The following is a 14,487-nucleotide window of genomic DNA, read 5'->3' on the forward strand; positions in this document are numbered from 1 at the left end:
CGAGCGTGCAGCGGCCTACGAGGCGTGGGTCCATGACTATAATTTCCATCGACCCCATACCGGTATTGGCGGACTCACACCATCAGCTCGTGTTCACAACCTCACGGGGAAGTACATCTAGGGCGTGCTCGGGCGTGGGGCCGTGTCGTTGGTGTCGGCTTTGTGCACGCGCGCGAGGCCTGGACGAAGGGTGCTCAGGCAGGGCGTGTTCAGGCGCGGTCGCTCTCGAGCTGAGTGCGCAGGCGGACAAGGTCGGCACGAACCATGTCGGCGTCCCGGTCGAACTGGGCGTCGTCGACTCCTGGCAGACGGAACAGAGTGAAGACCACCTCGGCGCCGGTGCCGTTGGCGAGCACCCGCAGGGGATTGTGCACGATCGTGCCGTCGGGGAAGATCACGTCGTGATCGAGGATGCCCAGCTCCGTGTGCGGGCCGAAGCGGACTTCGACCTCGCCCATCGGGGAATCCGTGATCCAGCGGCCGCCCGCCTCGCGGATTCCATTGCTCAGTCCTGCGGCCCAGGCCGGAAGGTTCGCGGGATCGCCGGCGAAGGCCGCCACCTCGGCGGGTGAGGCGTCGATGGACGTCGATAGGTGGAGCGCTGGATTCGTCATCTCCCAAGTGGACCACATGAGAAGCCGCGCGGCCAGAGAAAGGGAGCGGACCATAGCAGGCGGGACGGCCATCGCAGGCGGGACGGCCATCGCACGCGGGTCGGTACCTCGCACGCGGTCCGGCCCAGAGTGCCCTCCCTCGTGCCGCTCGCAGCAGACCGTACACAGCTCGCTCACACCTACTGGCCAGTCGCTTTTCATGTTTCTTAAGCCCGATCCTCGTTAGTCTGGAAACGACAGCTTGCACCGACGCATGAGGAATCTATGACCACCGGCCCAACGATGCCCATCGCCCGACTTCGCGACGTTTCGAAGGTCTTCGATCCGAAAGGGGCAGCGGTCACGGCTCTCAGCGGGGTCAGCCTCGACATCGCACCGGCCAAACTGACCGCAGTGATGGGGCCCTCGGGCTCGGGGAAATCAACACTTATGCACGTCCTCGCCGGACTCGATCGTCCCACCTCGGGCTCAGTCCACCTCGGCGAACAGGAGATCACGAAGCTGCGCGACGACGACCTCACCGCCCTGCGCCGCCGCCGGATCGGATTCGTCTTCCAAGCGTTCAACCTCGTGCCCACGCTCACCGTCAAAGAGAATATCCGCCTGCCCTTCGAACTCGACGACCGTCGGCCCAATGCCGACGAACGCGCCTGGATCACCACGGTTGTCCACCGCCTGGGGCTGGAAGACCGCCTCAAACACCGACCCAACGAGCTCTCCGGCGGTCAACAGCAGCGCACCGCCATCGCCCGGGCGCTCGCAACCCGCCCCGACATCCTCTTCGCCGACGAACCGACCGGCAACCTCGACGCGAAGTCCGGTCGCGAAGTTATGGTGATCATGGTCGAGGCCGTCCGCGACTTCGGCCAATCCATCGTGCTCGTCACTCACGACCCGATCGTCGCCGCCCACGCCGACCGCGTGATCTTCATCGCCGACGGCACCCCCGTGACGGAACTGAACGACACCATCACCGCCGAAGCGATCGCCTCGACCATGCTCGACATCGACGAACGCGCCGAATCCGCGGTGAGTCGATGAACCCGCTGCGCGAAATTCGAACCAATCCGCGGCAGTTCTTCCCCAGCATCCTCGTCGTCTTCATCGCCGCTCTCTTCGGCACCGCAATCATGCAGGGCATCGCGATCCTGACCGCGTGGCTGTCGTCCGAGAAGATCATCGCCGAGTCCGAGACCGCGCAGAACTTCCTCTCGATGATCGGTGTCACCTTCTTCCTCATCGCTCTCTTCGTCTCCGCGATCGTCATCGCGAACACGTTCTCGATCATCATCGCCGGTCGCAGCCGCCAGCTGGCTCTGCTGCGCCTCATCGGGGCGTCGTCGAAACGGCTGCGCAGGGCCGCCTCGGTGGAGGGCCTGATCATCTCCGTCCCCGCCGCGGTGCTCGCCTTCGCGGCGTCAACCGGGCTGGCGAAAGCGGCCCAGAATTATCTGGGCAGCGCCATCACCGAGGAGGTCGCCCTCCTCACCCCAACCATGGCTGTTCCAGCGCTCGCCACGATCATCGTGACCTGGCTGTCGGCGTACCTGGGCGCGCGCCGCATCACGGGGATCTCACCGATCGAGGCGACCTCGCAGGCGGTGGAGGCCCGGCCCGAGGATGCCCGCGCCTCACTCGGCGGGCTCACCGCCTCGCTGATTCTGCTGTCCATGGGGCTGACGTTCCTCGTCAATTCCGTGATCGGGGCCGCCGATCATCGGATCAGCGTGATCAGCGTGGTGCTCACCGCATTCGGCTCGAGCCTGACCTTCCTCGGCGTCATCATCGGCCATCCGTGGATCCTGCCGCCCCTGCAGTCGGCGATCGGCTGGCTGTGCGGGCGCACCGCTGTGTCCCGGTTGGCCGCCTCGACGATCGCCCGCCATCCCACCCGGAACGCGCGCACGGTCATCGGACTCGTCATCGGCATCACGCTCATCGTCATGTTCGCCACCGCCATGACCACCTTCCGTGATCAGCTGCTGCGGTATGCCAGGTCGCTCGGCGAGGAAGGGTGGGGCGGCCTCGAAGACGCGCTGGCCACCGTCATCGACAAGTCGATGCTGTTCGCGTTGGCCCTCATCCTCTTCTCCGTGATCATCGCCGTCATCGGCGTCGCGAACACACTCATGCTCTCCGTGCGTCAGCGCACTCAGGAGATCGGGCTGCTCATGGCGCTCGGCCAGACTCCGAAGCGCGTGCGTCGGATGATCACGGCCGAAGGCCTGCAGCTGAGTCTGACCGCCTGCGCGGTCGCCGTCCCGCTGGGCATCGGCTTCGGCTGGGTCGGCGCGCTGACCCTGCTCTCGCCGCTGCTCGGCCTCTTCGCACCGAGCGTGCCCTGGACGGTCGTCATCGCCGTCATCGTCGGCACCCTCATCGCCGTGTTCGTCGCCAGCCGCGAACCTGCCCGCGCGGCCACATCGATCAGCCCCGTCGAAGCGCTCGAAGCCGTGTGAGGTGCGGGTGCTGCGGATGGCTACCGCCGAGGCGTCCGGCAAGGCCGCGGCGAGCAGCCCAGTTTGAGTTGAGCAGCCCGGTTTCAAACATGGGCTATTCAACTAAGACTGTGTAGAACTGTCGTCCGGGCTGAATCGAGCTCTGCGCCTCAGTCGAGTTCGATGACGTTTCCGTTGGATCCGTCGACGCGGACGCGCTGGCCGGAGGTGAATCTGCTGGTTGCGTCGCGCACGGCCATGACGGCGGGCAGTCCGAGTTCTCGAGCGGTGACCGCTCCATGTGAAAGTGCTCCGCCGCTTTCGGTGATCACCCCGCCGGCCTGGTAGAACAGGGCGGTCCATGCCGGGTTCGTGGTGCGCGCGACGAGGATCGCTCCGTCGGGGAATGATGAGAAGTCAGCGGGGGAGTGGACGACGAAGACCTCGCCTTCGACGGTCCCCGGACTGCCTGCGGTGCCGGTGATGTGGTCGCTGTCAGCGTCGACTGCTGCTGTTTCCTTGCCGTACTCCCATTCGGGTGTGCGATCGACAGCGGCCTGGTAGGCGGCCTTGTTCTGTGCGGCGATCTCTGTGAGGCTCGTCAGAGCGGATCCTGTTCCCGTGGTGCCTGTGACCGGGCTCGTTGAGGCGCGGGTTGCGGCAGCGTCGGCGGTGTCCACCTCGCGGTCCGCGGCGTCGGCGTCGGTGGCGTCTAGGTCACGGTTCGCGGCGTCGGCACGGATCGCCGTGTCGAGGTGCTCGAAGTCGATGAAGTACACGTCCGCGGCCTCAACGAGGACCCCGGCATCGACGAGCCTGCCGCCGAGCTCCTTCAGCGCGCGCCGCATCGGCAGGGTCAGCCGCGTTGTCTGATAGTGCTCGAGGTCATCGAGTGCCGTGTAGGTGCGGGCCAGACGGATGACTTCCTGGACGAGATAGCGCAGCTTCTCAGGTGCCGCATTGACGACGGCGAGTTCGGTCTCTGCCTGCACGATCTTGCGCTCCATGTCCGTCATCGGCGCGGTCGCGGACCCTGCGCCCGGCTCCGGCGACCCGGTTCCCGCAGCGGCAGAACCATCTCCACCACCCGCTGGACTGGCCCCGACGTCCGAAGCCTCTGCTTCGGCCACGGTCCGTGCGGCGAGCAGGCGGATCTGGTCGAGCACGATGTGCGGAGCCTCGACCCACGTCGGATGGTAGGCGTCGAAGTCGAGTTCACGGTGTCCGTGCTGCTCGAGGAACCGGTCGAAGGATGCTTTGAACTGCGGGAACCTCTCCAGCTCCGCGACCCCGGCCTCACCATGGTGGGCCTCGAGCGCAGTGAGCAGATCAGCATCGGCGGCGACAAGCTGCGAGAGCTCGCGCAGCTCGGCGTTGACCTGTGACGTCTTCGTCTCCGTCGACGCCATGAGGCGTTCGAACACGACCTGTGCCTGATCCTCGTCGAGAGCGAGCGAGAGCATGTGCTGCAGAGCCGCATAGAGTGTGCCCTGGGTCAGCGAAATCGCGATGTTCGGCCGGAAATACTCGGTGCCGAGGTCACTGATCGCAATGACGTGATCCCACACCTGTGCCAGTGACTTGTCTTCCAACGGCTCGTTCGACAGGCGACCGATCCCGATGAGATACGTGTCGAGATCACGCATCCACTGCACCGGCAGCTCCTGCACCCACCCGAACTGCCGAGCGATCTGGGGCAGCGACTCGGTGATCGTCTCGACGCTGGAGAGCATGTTCGTCGGCAGCCGACCGGCGTAGAGATCGACCGCGGTCTGATTGCCGTAGATATAGAAATCGCGCATGACGAACCATTTGTCATCGAACGGCGGCAGCCCCATGAGATCGAAACTGTGATTGAGCGAATGATGGAAGCCGGCCTCCACGAGATCCCAGGTCAGCGGTGTCACCGGGGTGGGGAAGCGCTCCGCGGACTCATCGCGGGTCCACCGCGGAGCCACCCGCGTGATCGGCCGCGACTGCAGCAGATAGAGATCGCCGTCATGCAGCGCCCATTCGATGTCTTGAGCGAACCCGAAATGGTTCTCCGCGGCCACCGCGAGCTCGGCGACCTGTTTCGCCTGCGCCGTTGTCAGCGCCGGACGCGTGCGCTGCTCCGCGCCGAGGTCGACGACCCTCGTCCGCGCGCCGCCTCCCTCACAGAGGCGGTCGCCTCCGACGTCGTGGCCGGCCCCGTCGCCCGCGCCGTTCCCACCGCCGCTCATGATGAGCGCGGTGGGCTTCTCAGCGATCTCGGCTGCGACCTGCTCGCCGGTTTCCCTGCGGACCCGGAATTCGTCGACCGGTTCCTCCCCGCCGACGACCGTTTCGCCGAGACCGAAGGCCGCGTTGATGAGCACCTCGTCGGTGTTGCCGCGCACCGGGTCGACGGAGAACGCGACTCCAGCGGCTTCGTCGGCGCTGACTGAGACCATGAGCTGGACGACCACGGCCATCTTCGCCTCAAGCTGATCGACGCCGAGCTGCCGGCGGTAGCGGAAGGCGTGCTCGTTCCACAGGGAGGCATAGCAGTCGCGCACCGCCTCGGCGATGGCGGCGGTTCCACGCACGCCGAGGTAGGTGTCGTGCTGCCCGGCGAACGCTGCACCCGGCAGGTCCTCCATCGTGCCCGAGGACCGCACTGCCACGGCCTGCCCGGTCAGGCCCGCCTCGGCAACGGCTCCGTCGAATTCGGACAGCCACGCATCGGGGAACGGGGTGGCACGGATGAGGTCGGCGATCGCCTCGGCGGGAGAGTCGGTGCCGATGAGCTCGGAGATCCGCGACTGCAGCGGTGCGATGAACTGGGAATAGGCGTCGGCGGTGACGATGAAACCGCCGGGCACGGGCAGGTTCTGCGCGGACTTCGCCAGGCTTGCGCCCTTGCCGCCGCTGCGGGCCAGCTCGGTGGCGAGGGGATCGGTGAAGCGGAGTGTGAGGCTCATCGGGGCTCCTTCGGATCTGCGGTTCACGAAACAGTTCATCGGGTGCGGTGCGGTTCGTCGAGGGTGGTGCGTTTGAGAGGTCGGTGCGGTTGAGAGGGTGATGCGGTCGTTGGGTCGGTGGGGTTGAAGGGACGGTGCGATGGGTGGCTTGCCGGGGTTCACGGTCGGATGCGGCGGACTCCCAGCAGCAGCCAGCCGAGCACTCCGCTGAGGACACCTGCGCCGATGACCGCGGGCCAGAAGAACGCCGCGATGATCAGCGCCGGTACCCAGACCATAACCGCTGCGAAGCCCACGAGGATGCGAAAGAATGTGACAGTATTGCGACCGTCCGCGCGTGACCCGGCGACCGCGGCGGCCACAAGGATCGGGGCGAAGAGCCACAGAGCCAAGAATCCGACCCACCTGATGACGGGAAAGGTGCGCGGTGTCGTGGGGACATTCGCCGAGGTGGGGCCGCCGTCCGCCTGGCCCGCACCGGTAGGGCGGTCGCCGTCGGGAACGGCGGATCCGACCTCATTCTGCAGCTCGAGGAACGACTGGGCATAGCTCGCCGAGGCGCCCGGAGTCCTCCGCGCCCGGTCGAGGGCACGGGCTTCGACAGCGGCGAACGTCGTTTCGTCCGGGCAGTTCACCGACACATCGTCAAGGGCGGCACCCATCGCCGAGGCGACCGCCGCCTCCCATTCTTTGACCTCCCTGCCGTCGCGGTCGGGAATCGTGACCGCGCGACCGCGGACCACCTCGGCGCGGGAGCGGAACCGATCCGGGGTCGAATAGAACAGGCCCACGGGGATGACCTCGACGTCGATGCCGTCTTCGATGAGGGCACACGCGATCCGGGCAGCGCCGGACTTGTACGGCTGCGGACGGTGGCCCCAATCGCTGCTGGCCTCGGGGAAGATGCCGAGGTCACCGCCTCGGCGCAGGTGGGCGAGTCCTGCCTCGACGGGGCTGGCCACGGAGGCGGGATCGAGTCCGTAGCGCTCGACGTCTTTGGGACGGACCACGGGGATGCCGGCAATGAAGAGGCGGAGGAACCAATGGCGCAGCAGCTGGATCGAGACGAGGAACTGAGCGTGCGGGAACGCTGCTAGCACCTGGTGGCCATCGATCGCGCCGTTGCGGTGGCTGGCGATGATGAGGCGCGGTCGCCGGGCGGGACCTCCGTCGGGCGCGGAAGGAGAGTCAGCGGATGCGGCGGGACGGCCGGCACCTGAGGCGGGGGTCGCCTCGGCGGGAGATGATGCCGACTTCGGTGGCTGGGAATCCGGGCTCGAGCTGAGGTCGAGCACGCGGATGCGGCCGAAGTACACGGTGCGCATGGCCGCGTTGATGATCCGGTGGCGCAGGCTCAGTGAGGCATCGCTCATGACACCAGTCCACCACAGGTCCGGGTGGGATGGGACGTCCTGGCTATGCAATCGACGGTCGGCCAGGACGACCGCGGCTCTCGGCCTTCGTCAGTCGGCAGCCACCTCGCTGCGCAGTTTGTGCTTGAGCAGTTTGCCTGAAGGGTTGCGCGGAAGTTCGTCGATGACGAAGACTTCGCGTGGCAGCTTGTAGCGGGCGAGCTTGTCAGCCAGGTGGTCGCGCAGTTCCTCGACACCGAAGTCCTCACCATCTGCAGTCGTGATGAAGGCGACGACCTGCTCGCCCCATTGCTGATCCGGCTTCGCCACCACCGCGACATCGGCGACCCGGTCGTGAGTGATGATGGCCTCCTCGACCTCGAGGGAGAACACGTTCTCACCGCCGACGATGATGACGTCTTTCGAGCGGTCGACGATATAGAGGTACCCGTCCGCGTCGAGCCGGGCGAGATCACCGGTCTTGTACCACTCGCCCTCGAAGGCCGCCTCGGTGGCTTGGGGATTGCCGAGGTATTCGCGCATCCGGGTGTCACCGGCGAACCAGATCTCGCCGGTTTCCCCGGGACCCGCTTCGGCCCCGTCGGCCGTGACCACCCGCATCGCGTTGCCGACCATCGCGTGCCGACCGATGGATCCTGCCTTGCGCAGCTGATCCTCGGGCCCGAGAAGACAACCGGTCGGACCCATCTCGGACATGCCGAAGAGGTTGTAGAACTGGTTGGTCCCGTAGGCGTCGATGAGCATGGCTGCCGTCGATCGGTCGATCGGGGCACCGCCGTAGTTCCACCGGCGAATGGAGGAGAAGTCGTAATCACCGAAGTCGAGGCCGAGCTTCTTCGCGGTCATGATCGGCGCAACATAGGCGACGGTGGGTCCGAAGAACGTCGTGATCTGCTCCGCGGCGATGATCTGCATCGATTCGACCGGGTGATACGCCCGCTGGAGGACGACGGTTCCACCCATCTGGATGGTGGGGACGAGGGCGATGTTCAGCGGCGCCGAATGCCAGATCGGCATGCAGATGAGGTACCGGTCATCGCTCTGGTAGCCCATATTGAGGTTGATGAGTGTGCCGACCTGGACGATATTGCGATGCGAATGCACGCACCCTTTCGGCGAGCTCGTCGTGCCCGAGGTGTAGAGAATCTGCGCGACCTGTTCATCGGTGAAGTCGCCTGGCAGCGCCTCCGTGGCGTTCTCGACCTGGACATCGAAGCTGCCCGGATCGTTGGGTTCTGTCTCCAGCCAGGTGACGTCCGGTGCCCCGGCCCGCGCGGTTCCGGCGAGTTCGGTGCTGACGATGCCGAGCTTCGCTCCCGAATGCTCGACCGTGTATTTGACTTCCGGAGCTTGGAACTTGTGATTGATCGGCACAACCGTCGCCCCGAGGTACCAGGCACCGAAAGCGGCGAAGACGAAACCTGGAACATTCAACGTCATGATGCCAACGGCGTCGCCGGGCCGGATTCCGTTGTCGGCGAGCACCTGCGCTGCCTTGAGCGCCCGGTGCCGCAGCTCGGCATAGGTGAAGCGCTGATCCTCGTAGACCATGGCCTCTTTGTCCGGGTTCCGCAGGACGGTGGTGTCGAGCATGGTTCCAAGCTTCATTGCTTCTCCTTGTGACGAGTGCCATACTGAGAACAATTGAACCACGATTCATTTCTTTGGGGAAGCGACAGTTCGGGCTGGCGCCGAGGTTGATGACGTCGACACCGTGGTGCCGCTGCGACCGATGGGGTGAGGATGGCATATCGCGCAACCCAGCGCACTCGGGCCAACGCCGAGGCGCGCCGCGCAGGCATCGAACGTGCTGCCCGACACGTCATCGCCCGCGGTGGATTCGCCTCGGCGAATGTGGCCGCCGTTGCCGTCGAGGCCGACTGCAGCGCCGGGTCGATCTACACGTATTTCAGCAACCGGGATGAGCTGTTGCGTCTCGTCTTCGCCCAAGCAGCCGGTCACGAGCTGGATGTCATCGCCGGCACAGTCGCCGAAGCATCCACGGCCTCGGAGATCGCGGAATCGACTGTCGAGGTCTTCGTTCGCCGAGCCGTCGCGGGGCGCAGGCTCGCCCACGCGCTGCTGCTTGAAGAGGTCCCCGAACCCGTGCAGAGCGAACGGCTGCGGCTGCGCCGAGGATACGTCGCCGTCATCGGAACCGCCCTGGACCGCGTGGGCGGCACGCAGATCCCCGCCGAGGTGGCCGCCCGTTCGATCGTCGGATGCGTGGGAGAGAACCTCGTCGACATCCTCGACCCGACTACCGCGAACCCGAGTCCTGCGGAGATCGAAACTCTCGTCAAGGCACTGATCACCTTCACCCGATCGGCATTAGGAGAACCATGACCACGACCGCAGAACCGACCGCCCCGCGGACGACGCATACCGTGTTCAACCAGGCACCACCTCGGCGAGATATCAACGAGTTCACGCTGAATACGGCCCTGAAGGACGCGCTCGCCCACTATGCGCCGGATGCCTCGCTTGACGAGGTCGAACGCATCGGAGCGCTCGTCGGCAGTGCGGACTTGATCAGCGACGCCCGCCTGGTCAACGTCCACGGACCGGAGCTGCGGACCCACGACGGCTGGGGCAACCGCATCGACGAGGTCGACTTCCATCCGGCCTATCACCGTATTATCGGAGATGCGCTGGAGGCGGAAGCTCACTCCTACGCCTGGACTCATCCCGGGCCGGGGGCCAATGTCGAACGTGCCGTACGGTTCATGCTCTTCTCCCAAGTCGAGCCCGGACATGCGTGCCCGGTGTCGATGACGCACGCGGTCGTGCCGTCCCTGCGTGCCGATCCCGCGCTCGCCGATTTCTGGGTGCCACGCGCCACGGCCGCCGGCTATGATCCGCGGCGGATGGACCCGGCGTCGAAGTCCGCAGTGACTTTCGGCATGGCGATGACGGAGAAGCAGGGCGGATCGGACATCCGCGCGAACACCACCTACGGCGTTGCGTTCGGCGACCACTACCTCATCACCGGCCACAAATGGTTCTGTTCGGCTCCGCAGTCCGACGCGTTCCTCGTCATCGCCCAACTCGATGAGGGCCCGAGCTGCTTCGTCGTACCCCGTGTTCTGCCTGGCGGAGAACGGAATACGTTCCGGATCCAGCGGCTCAAGGACAAGCTCGGGAACAAGTCCAATGCCTCCTCGGAGGTCGAGTTCGACGCCACACACGGATGGCTTCTCGGGCAGGCGGGCAAGGGTGTCCGCACGATCATCGAGATGGTCGCCCAGACCCGCCTCGACTGCGTCCTCGGTTCGACCGCTGGGATGCGCCAATGCGTGGCCGAAGCGGCCTGGCACGCTCGCGGGCGTGCGGCCTTCGGGGCTGCGCTCATCGACCAGCCGCTCATGCGCGCCGTCATTGCCGACCTCCAGCTTGAAGCTGAGGCAGCCACCTATACGGCGCTGCACCTGGCCGCGTCCTATGACGACGATAGCGACGAGGCGGCCGACTTCCGACGTCTGGCCACCGCCGTAGCGAAATACTGGATCTGCAAACGCGGTCCCGAACATGCTTATGAATCGCTCGAATGCCTCGGTGGCAACGGCTACACGGAGTCCTTCCCTCTGGCTCGCCGCTACCGAGAGCAGCCGGTGATGGCCGTGTGGGAAGGCTCCGGAAACGTCATCGTCCTCGACGTGCTGCGTGCCTTGGCCCGCGAACCGCGCAGCGCGAAGACGTTCCTCGGCTTCCTCGAGACCGGGCTGGGCAGACACGCGGACTTCGATGCGGCGTACGAGTCGTTGGCCCGGTCGCTGCAGTCAGCGGTGCAGGATCTGGATTCCGGGGATGCGGCAGCGCAAGCGGCGCTGCAGGCGCGAGGCCGTGTCCTTGTGGAGAAGATGGCGCTGCTCATGCAGGCGTCGATCCTCTTCGAATCCGCCCCAGCTGAAGTGGCGGCCAGTTTTGCGGCGGCCCGCCTCGGTGCCGATCGGGGCCGCGAATACGGTGCCCTGCCCGACGGAGTCGAAATCGACTTCCTCGTCGCCCGAGCGTGAGCGGGCGGCCCGGGCGCTGAAAGCACAGTTTGAGTTGAATAGCCCAGTTTCAAACATGGGCTATTCAACTCAAACTGTGCTGCAACCCTCGGGTGACCTGTGTTCTCAGCCGCGACGAAGTGCGAAGACGCGGCGGAATTCAGTCGCGTCGGTGAGCGGAGACGCAGCGGCGGCGGTCGACGCGCATGACTCGGCCGCGGTTGCGCCGTCGACGCTGAACGCAGTCCGGCGGTCCCTCGAAATCCGGTCGCGGAGTGCGAGAGACGACAGCAGGTTTGTGCTCGAGGGCGAATGAATCGGCCTCCCATTCCGGGGCGCGTCGCGCACCGAACTCAGAAGTTTCGATGAACGACCGGAACTCCGCGACCAGGCGCTCCTGCATGTCGTAGAGGCTCTCATCGTTGCCTGGGTAATCGAGGAGGACTTCAATGGCCTCCCCGGCGACGACGATCCGCGCGAAGAGCCGACGCTCGTCTTCGGTATCGCGGAGCATCGCGATGCTGTCCCACTCGTGATCGGCGAACATCGCGAGAACGATCGGAGTGACGACCTTCTCGCAGAGGACATCCTGCGTGAGTTCGATGCGGTCCATGTGTCCCACCATATGTGCTCAGTCGTCGGGAGTTCGAAGGCGTCTCGGAGTTTTGCGGAAACCGCGGCCGATCTGCGGTATGCGGCAGACTTCGTGCGGTTCCACGCCAATGCTTCCGCGACCGCGACGACGGGGCATCGCAAAGACTGGGACGGAGACGACGCCGCAAAGACTGGGACGGAGATGGCACCGCATAGACTTGACCCCATGCCCCGCAGTCCGCTCTCGCCCCGAGAAGGAATCTCGGCGACCGCGCTGCGCGCCCCCGGCGGCAAGGCCACCCACGCGAAGAATCACCTGCCCGTTCCCGACTCGATCGGTCAGTGGCTCGAATCCGAATTCCCCGAAGCGGCCCCCGATTCCCGACGGGCGCTGCTGACAGATGGGGACATGCGCGACGAGGCGGGGCTCCCGGTGGCCTGGGACGATCCGGTCATTCCCGGCGGGTTCTACTTCTTCCACCGTCCGGTCCCGCCCGAAGAGCGAATCCCGTTTGAGGTCGGGATCGTCTTCGAGGACGATGACCTCCTCGTCGTCGACAAACCCCATTTCCTCGCCAGTACCCCGAACGGACGATTCGTCCGCGAATGCGTCGTCACTCGTCTGCGCGTCGACCTCGGCCAGCCCGATCTCGTCGCCATCCACCGCCTCGACCGGATCACCGCCGGACTGTTGGTCCTTTCGAAACGGCCCGAGACGCGCGGCCGTTACCAGCGCCTGTTCCAAGACCGACGAGTCAGCAAAACCTACCGTGCCCTGGCGCCGGCCCCGCCGCCAGAGCTCGGATTCCCGCTCGTCCGCGAATCGCGCCTGGTCAAACCCGTCGGCGGACGCCAGGTGCACGAAGTCGCAGGGGAGCCGAATGCGGTCAGTCGGATCCGACTGCTTCGGACCATCACCCCACCGGACGGCGAGCCATCGCGAGGTGACACGGATACCTTGCCGCCACCTCGGCGAGGTGGAGCTGACGGTGCCCCGTCCGAACGGGCGGGGGACGGAAACGGAGCACCACCTCGGCGAATTGATGCGATTGCCGAATACGAGCTGAGTCCGGTCACGGGCAAGACGCACCAGCTGCGGGTGCACATGAACGCGCTCGGGCTGCCCATCCTCGGTGATCCGGTCTACCCGGTCGACCTCGCCCCGGACCCCTACGACTTCTCATCACCGCTGCAGCTGTTGGCCGCGGAGATCGCCTTCGATGATCCGCTGAACGGGCTGAGCCGACGATTCGAGAGCGGACTCGAACTCGAACCCGCCGCAGTCAGCTCCGATCCAGGCGAAACCCGGTAGCCTGGTGTTATGAGTCCACATGCCCCCGGATGCACATCAGAGGCCATCGTCGCCCTTGTCCGCACCCGCATCACCGACGGTGAATACCCGGCAGGAAGCCCGGTCCGCGATGGTGCCCTGGCCAAGGAATTCAACGTTTCGCGCAACACCGCCCGCGAATCGCTGAGCTTGCTGCGCCACGCCGGGCTGCTCACTCAGGAACCCAACCGGGGCTTCTTCGTCTCCACCTTCGGCATCGACGAACTCAAGGACCTCTACCGCGCGCGCCGGGTTTTCGAGATCCGCGCCGTCCAGGAATCCCAGGACGCCACCGACGAGGCGATGGCCGCCGTCGAAGCCTCCGTGGTCCGGGCCGAAACCGCACCGAAGAACGAAACCTGGGCCGATGCGCAGGAGCACTCGGCATCGTTCCACCGTGCGATCGTCGGCCTGCTGGGTTCACCGCTTCTCGACGAGTTCTACCTCAATCTCATGGCCCGACTGTCGACGACGTTCTCGCGCTCGCCCGAACCCGGCAAGTACCACTCGCACTGGGCGAACCCGCACCGGGACATCCTCGAGAAGATGAAATCCGGGGACCGGCAGGGCGCCGAAGGACTGCTGCGCATCCACCTCGACGATTCCGAAGCCTCGACCCTCGACCTCGCACGGTCTGTGGGGGAGGGGCGCTAGCGCTTCGGTGAGGATGGGGCGCAGCGACGATCTGTGCCTGTAGGGCACGGAAAGCGGGGCGGAGTCAGTCATCTCTGTGCTCGACAGCGATGCCGTACTGAGCGACCTCATCGACCAGTTGGCGCCTCGCTTCGGCCTCGGCTAACTCCCACACTCGCATATTCTCGTTCGTGTCCCACCCTGTTGCTGTCGGAGTGGTCCAGAAGCTGGTGTCATGGCGTTCCCAGAAGTCATGGAGTGCTCGGAGATTCAGAGTGAGCTCATCGGAGAGATCGAGGTCAGAGGGTTTGAGGCACAGTTCGTCATGCTCCACGTCGCCCCAGAGCGGCCAGCGGCGTCCGTGGCTGGGAAACATGCGGATCTCCGGCGTCTTGATCATGGAGCCAGGCTACTGGACCGGATTCCAGCGCGAGGCGCATCGACGTGCTGATTTCAGCGCCAGTGCCTGTGTAGCCAGTCTCACAGTGCCCGGTGCTTGAACCCATAGCGGTCGACTCTCTCGCTCCGATAGCATTGAGCCACCGTATCTTCGCGTCGAAAGGCTGTC

At 65.6% G+C, this 14,487-nt stretch carries 13 protein-coding genes; 7 read left to right on the top strand and 6 right to left on the bottom strand.

The window, feature by feature from the left end:
* Positions 1 to 121, top strand: a 121-nt coding sequence (locus HK108_RS17345; protein WP_181272442.1) for an integrase core domain-containing protein, incomplete at its 5' end; no start/stop codon positions are given.
* Positions 122 to 209: 88 nt separating this feature from the next.
* On the opposite strand, the gene HK108_RS17350 is transcribed toward HK108_RS17345, so the two are convergent.
* Positions 210 to 614 carry an SRPBCC family protein gene (locus tag HK108_RS17350; RefSeq protein WP_181272443.1) on the bottom strand — a complete coding sequence of 135 codons (405 nt, stop codon included), beginning with the start codon at positions 612 to 614 and terminating at the stop codon, positions 210 to 212.
* Positions 615 to 878: 264 nt separating this feature from the next.
* Between HK108_RS17350 and HK108_RS17355 the strand changes: the two genes are divergently transcribed.
* Positions 879 to 1,655, top strand: coding sequence for an ABC transporter ATP-binding protein (locus HK108_RS17355; RefSeq protein ID WP_181272444.1), 777 nt, complete (start codon positions 879 to 881; stop codon positions 1,653 to 1,655).
* A complete protein-coding gene (locus HK108_RS17360; RefSeq protein ID WP_181272445.1) occupies positions 1,652 to 3,073 on the top strand; it encodes an FtsX-like permease family protein in 1,422 nt (473 codons plus the stop codon). The genes HK108_RS17355 and HK108_RS17360 overlap by 4 nt, the downstream gene beginning before the upstream one ends.
* A gap of 149 nt (positions 3,074 to 3,222) precedes the next feature.
* On the opposite strand, the gene HK108_RS17365 is transcribed toward HK108_RS17360, so the two are convergent.
* From HK108_RS17365 to HK108_RS17375, 3 genes are all read right to left on the bottom strand, one after another.
* On the bottom strand, positions 3,223 to 5,994 hold the full coding sequence (locus tag HK108_RS17365) for a PEP/pyruvate-binding domain-containing protein (protein ID WP_181272446.1): 2,772 nt from the start codon (positions 5,992 to 5,994) through the stop codon (positions 3,223 to 3,225).
* A 158-nt stretch (positions 5,995 to 6,152) separates the two neighbouring features.
* Positions 6,153 to 7,367: a lysophospholipid acyltransferase family protein gene (locus HK108_RS17370; protein WP_181272447.1), complete on the bottom strand. Its 1,215-nt coding sequence runs from the start codon at positions 7,365 to 7,367 to the stop codon at positions 6,153 to 6,155.
* 90 nt (positions 7,368 to 7,457) lie between these two features.
* Entirely contained in the window at positions 7,458 to 8,975 is a 1,518-nt protein-coding gene (locus HK108_RS17375) for a class I adenylate-forming enzyme family protein (RefSeq protein ID WP_181272448.1), read from the bottom strand.
* 135 nt (positions 8,976 to 9,110) lie between these two features.
* On the opposite strand from HK108_RS17375, the gene HK108_RS17380 reads away from it, so the two are divergent.
* Both HK108_RS17380 and HK108_RS17385 read left to right on the top strand, forming a co-directional pair.
* Positions 9,111 to 9,713, top strand: coding sequence for a TetR family transcriptional regulator (locus HK108_RS17380; protein ID WP_181272449.1), 603 nt, complete (start codon positions 9,111 to 9,113; stop codon positions 9,711 to 9,713).
* The gene (locus HK108_RS17385) at positions 9,710 to 11,383 is read left to right on the top strand and encodes an acyl-CoA dehydrogenase family protein (RefSeq protein WP_181272450.1); all 1,674 of its coding nucleotides are present in this window, start codon (positions 9,710 to 9,712) and stop codon (positions 11,381 to 11,383) included. The genes HK108_RS17380 and HK108_RS17385 overlap by 4 nt, the downstream gene beginning before the upstream one ends.
* Positions 11,384 to 11,522: 139 nt before the next feature.
* Here HK108_RS17385 and HK108_RS17390 read toward each other — a convergent pair whose 3' ends face one another.
* On the bottom strand, positions 11,523 to 11,975 hold the full coding sequence (locus HK108_RS17390; protein WP_181272451.1) for a hypothetical protein: 453 nt from the start codon (positions 11,973 to 11,975) through the stop codon (positions 11,523 to 11,525).
* 207 nt (positions 11,976 to 12,182) lie between these two features.
* Between HK108_RS17390 and HK108_RS17395 the strand changes: the two genes are divergently transcribed.
* Both HK108_RS17395 and HK108_RS17400 read left to right on the top strand, forming a co-directional pair.
* Positions 12,183 to 13,268, top strand: a complete 1,086-nt coding sequence (locus HK108_RS17395; protein WP_181272452.1) for a pseudouridine synthase — start codon at positions 12,183 to 12,185, stop codon at positions 13,266 to 13,268.
* A gap of 9 nt (positions 13,269 to 13,277) precedes the next feature.
* Positions 13,278 to 13,940: a GntR family transcriptional regulator gene (locus tag HK108_RS17400; RefSeq protein WP_025776861.1), complete on the top strand. Its 663-nt coding sequence runs from the start codon at positions 13,278 to 13,280 to the stop codon at positions 13,938 to 13,940.
* A gap of 64 nt (positions 13,941 to 14,004) precedes the next feature.
* Here the strand turns inward: HK108_RS17400 and HK108_RS17405 are convergent, their stop codons facing one another.
* Positions 14,005 to 14,319 carry a hypothetical protein gene (locus tag HK108_RS17405; protein ID WP_181272453.1) on the bottom strand — a complete coding sequence of 105 codons (315 nt, stop codon included), beginning with the start codon at positions 14,317 to 14,319 and terminating at the stop codon, positions 14,005 to 14,007.
* Positions 14,320 to 14,487 lie beyond the last annotated feature (168 nt).

It is taken from the genome of Brevibacterium sediminis, from assembly GCF_013623905.1.
In the GTDB taxonomy this organism is placed as follows: Bacteria; Actinomycetota; Actinomycetes; order Actinomycetales; family Brevibacteriaceae; genus Brevibacterium; species Brevibacterium sediminis.

What these genes read in the sequence shown, in the direction of transcription:
- HK108_RS17405 (WP_181272453.1), bottom strand. Translation starts at nt 14,319, where the DNA reads ATGATCAAGACGCCGGAGATCCGCATGTTTCCCAGCCACGGACGCCGC.
- HK108_RS17365 (WP_181272446.1), bottom strand. Translation starts at nt 5,994, where the DNA reads ATGAGCCTCACACTCCGCTTCACCGATCCCCTCGCCACCGAGCTGGCC.
- HK108_RS17390 (WP_181272451.1), bottom strand. Translation starts at nt 11,975, where the DNA reads ATGGACCGCATCGAACTCACGCAGGATGTCCTCTGCGAGAAGGTCGTC.
- HK108_RS17380 (WP_181272449.1), top strand. Translation starts at nt 9,111, where the DNA reads ATGGCATATCGCGCAACCCAGCGCACTCGGGCCAACGCCGAGGCGCGC.
- HK108_RS17350 (WP_181272443.1), bottom strand. Translation starts at nt 614, where the DNA reads ATGACGAATCCAGCGCTCCACCTATCGACGTCCATCGACGCCTCACCC.
- HK108_RS17360 (WP_181272445.1), top strand. Translation starts at nt 1,652, where the DNA reads ATGAACCCGCTGCGCGAAATTCGAACCAATCCGCGGCAGTTCTTCCCC.
- HK108_RS17400 (WP_025776861.1), top strand. Translation starts at nt 13,278, where the DNA reads ATGAGTCCACATGCCCCCGGATGCACATCAGAGGCCATCGTCGCCCTT.
- HK108_RS17355 (WP_181272444.1), top strand. Translation starts at nt 879, where the DNA reads ATGACCACCGGCCCAACGATGCCCATCGCCCGACTTCGCGACGTTTCG.
- HK108_RS17375 (WP_181272448.1), bottom strand. Translation starts at nt 8,975, where the DNA reads ATGAAGCTTGGAACCATGCTCGACACCACCGTCCTGCGGAACCCGGAC.
- HK108_RS17395 (WP_181272452.1), top strand. Translation starts at nt 12,183, where the DNA reads ATGCCCCGCAGTCCGCTCTCGCCCCGAGAAGGAATCTCGGCGACCGCG.
- HK108_RS17385 (WP_181272450.1), top strand. Translation starts at nt 9,710, where the DNA reads ATGACCACGACCGCAGAACCGACCGCCCCGCGGACGACGCATACCGTG.
- HK108_RS17370 (WP_181272447.1), bottom strand. Translation starts at nt 7,367, where the DNA reads ATGAGCGATGCCTCACTGAGCCTGCGCCACCGGATCATCAACGCGGCC.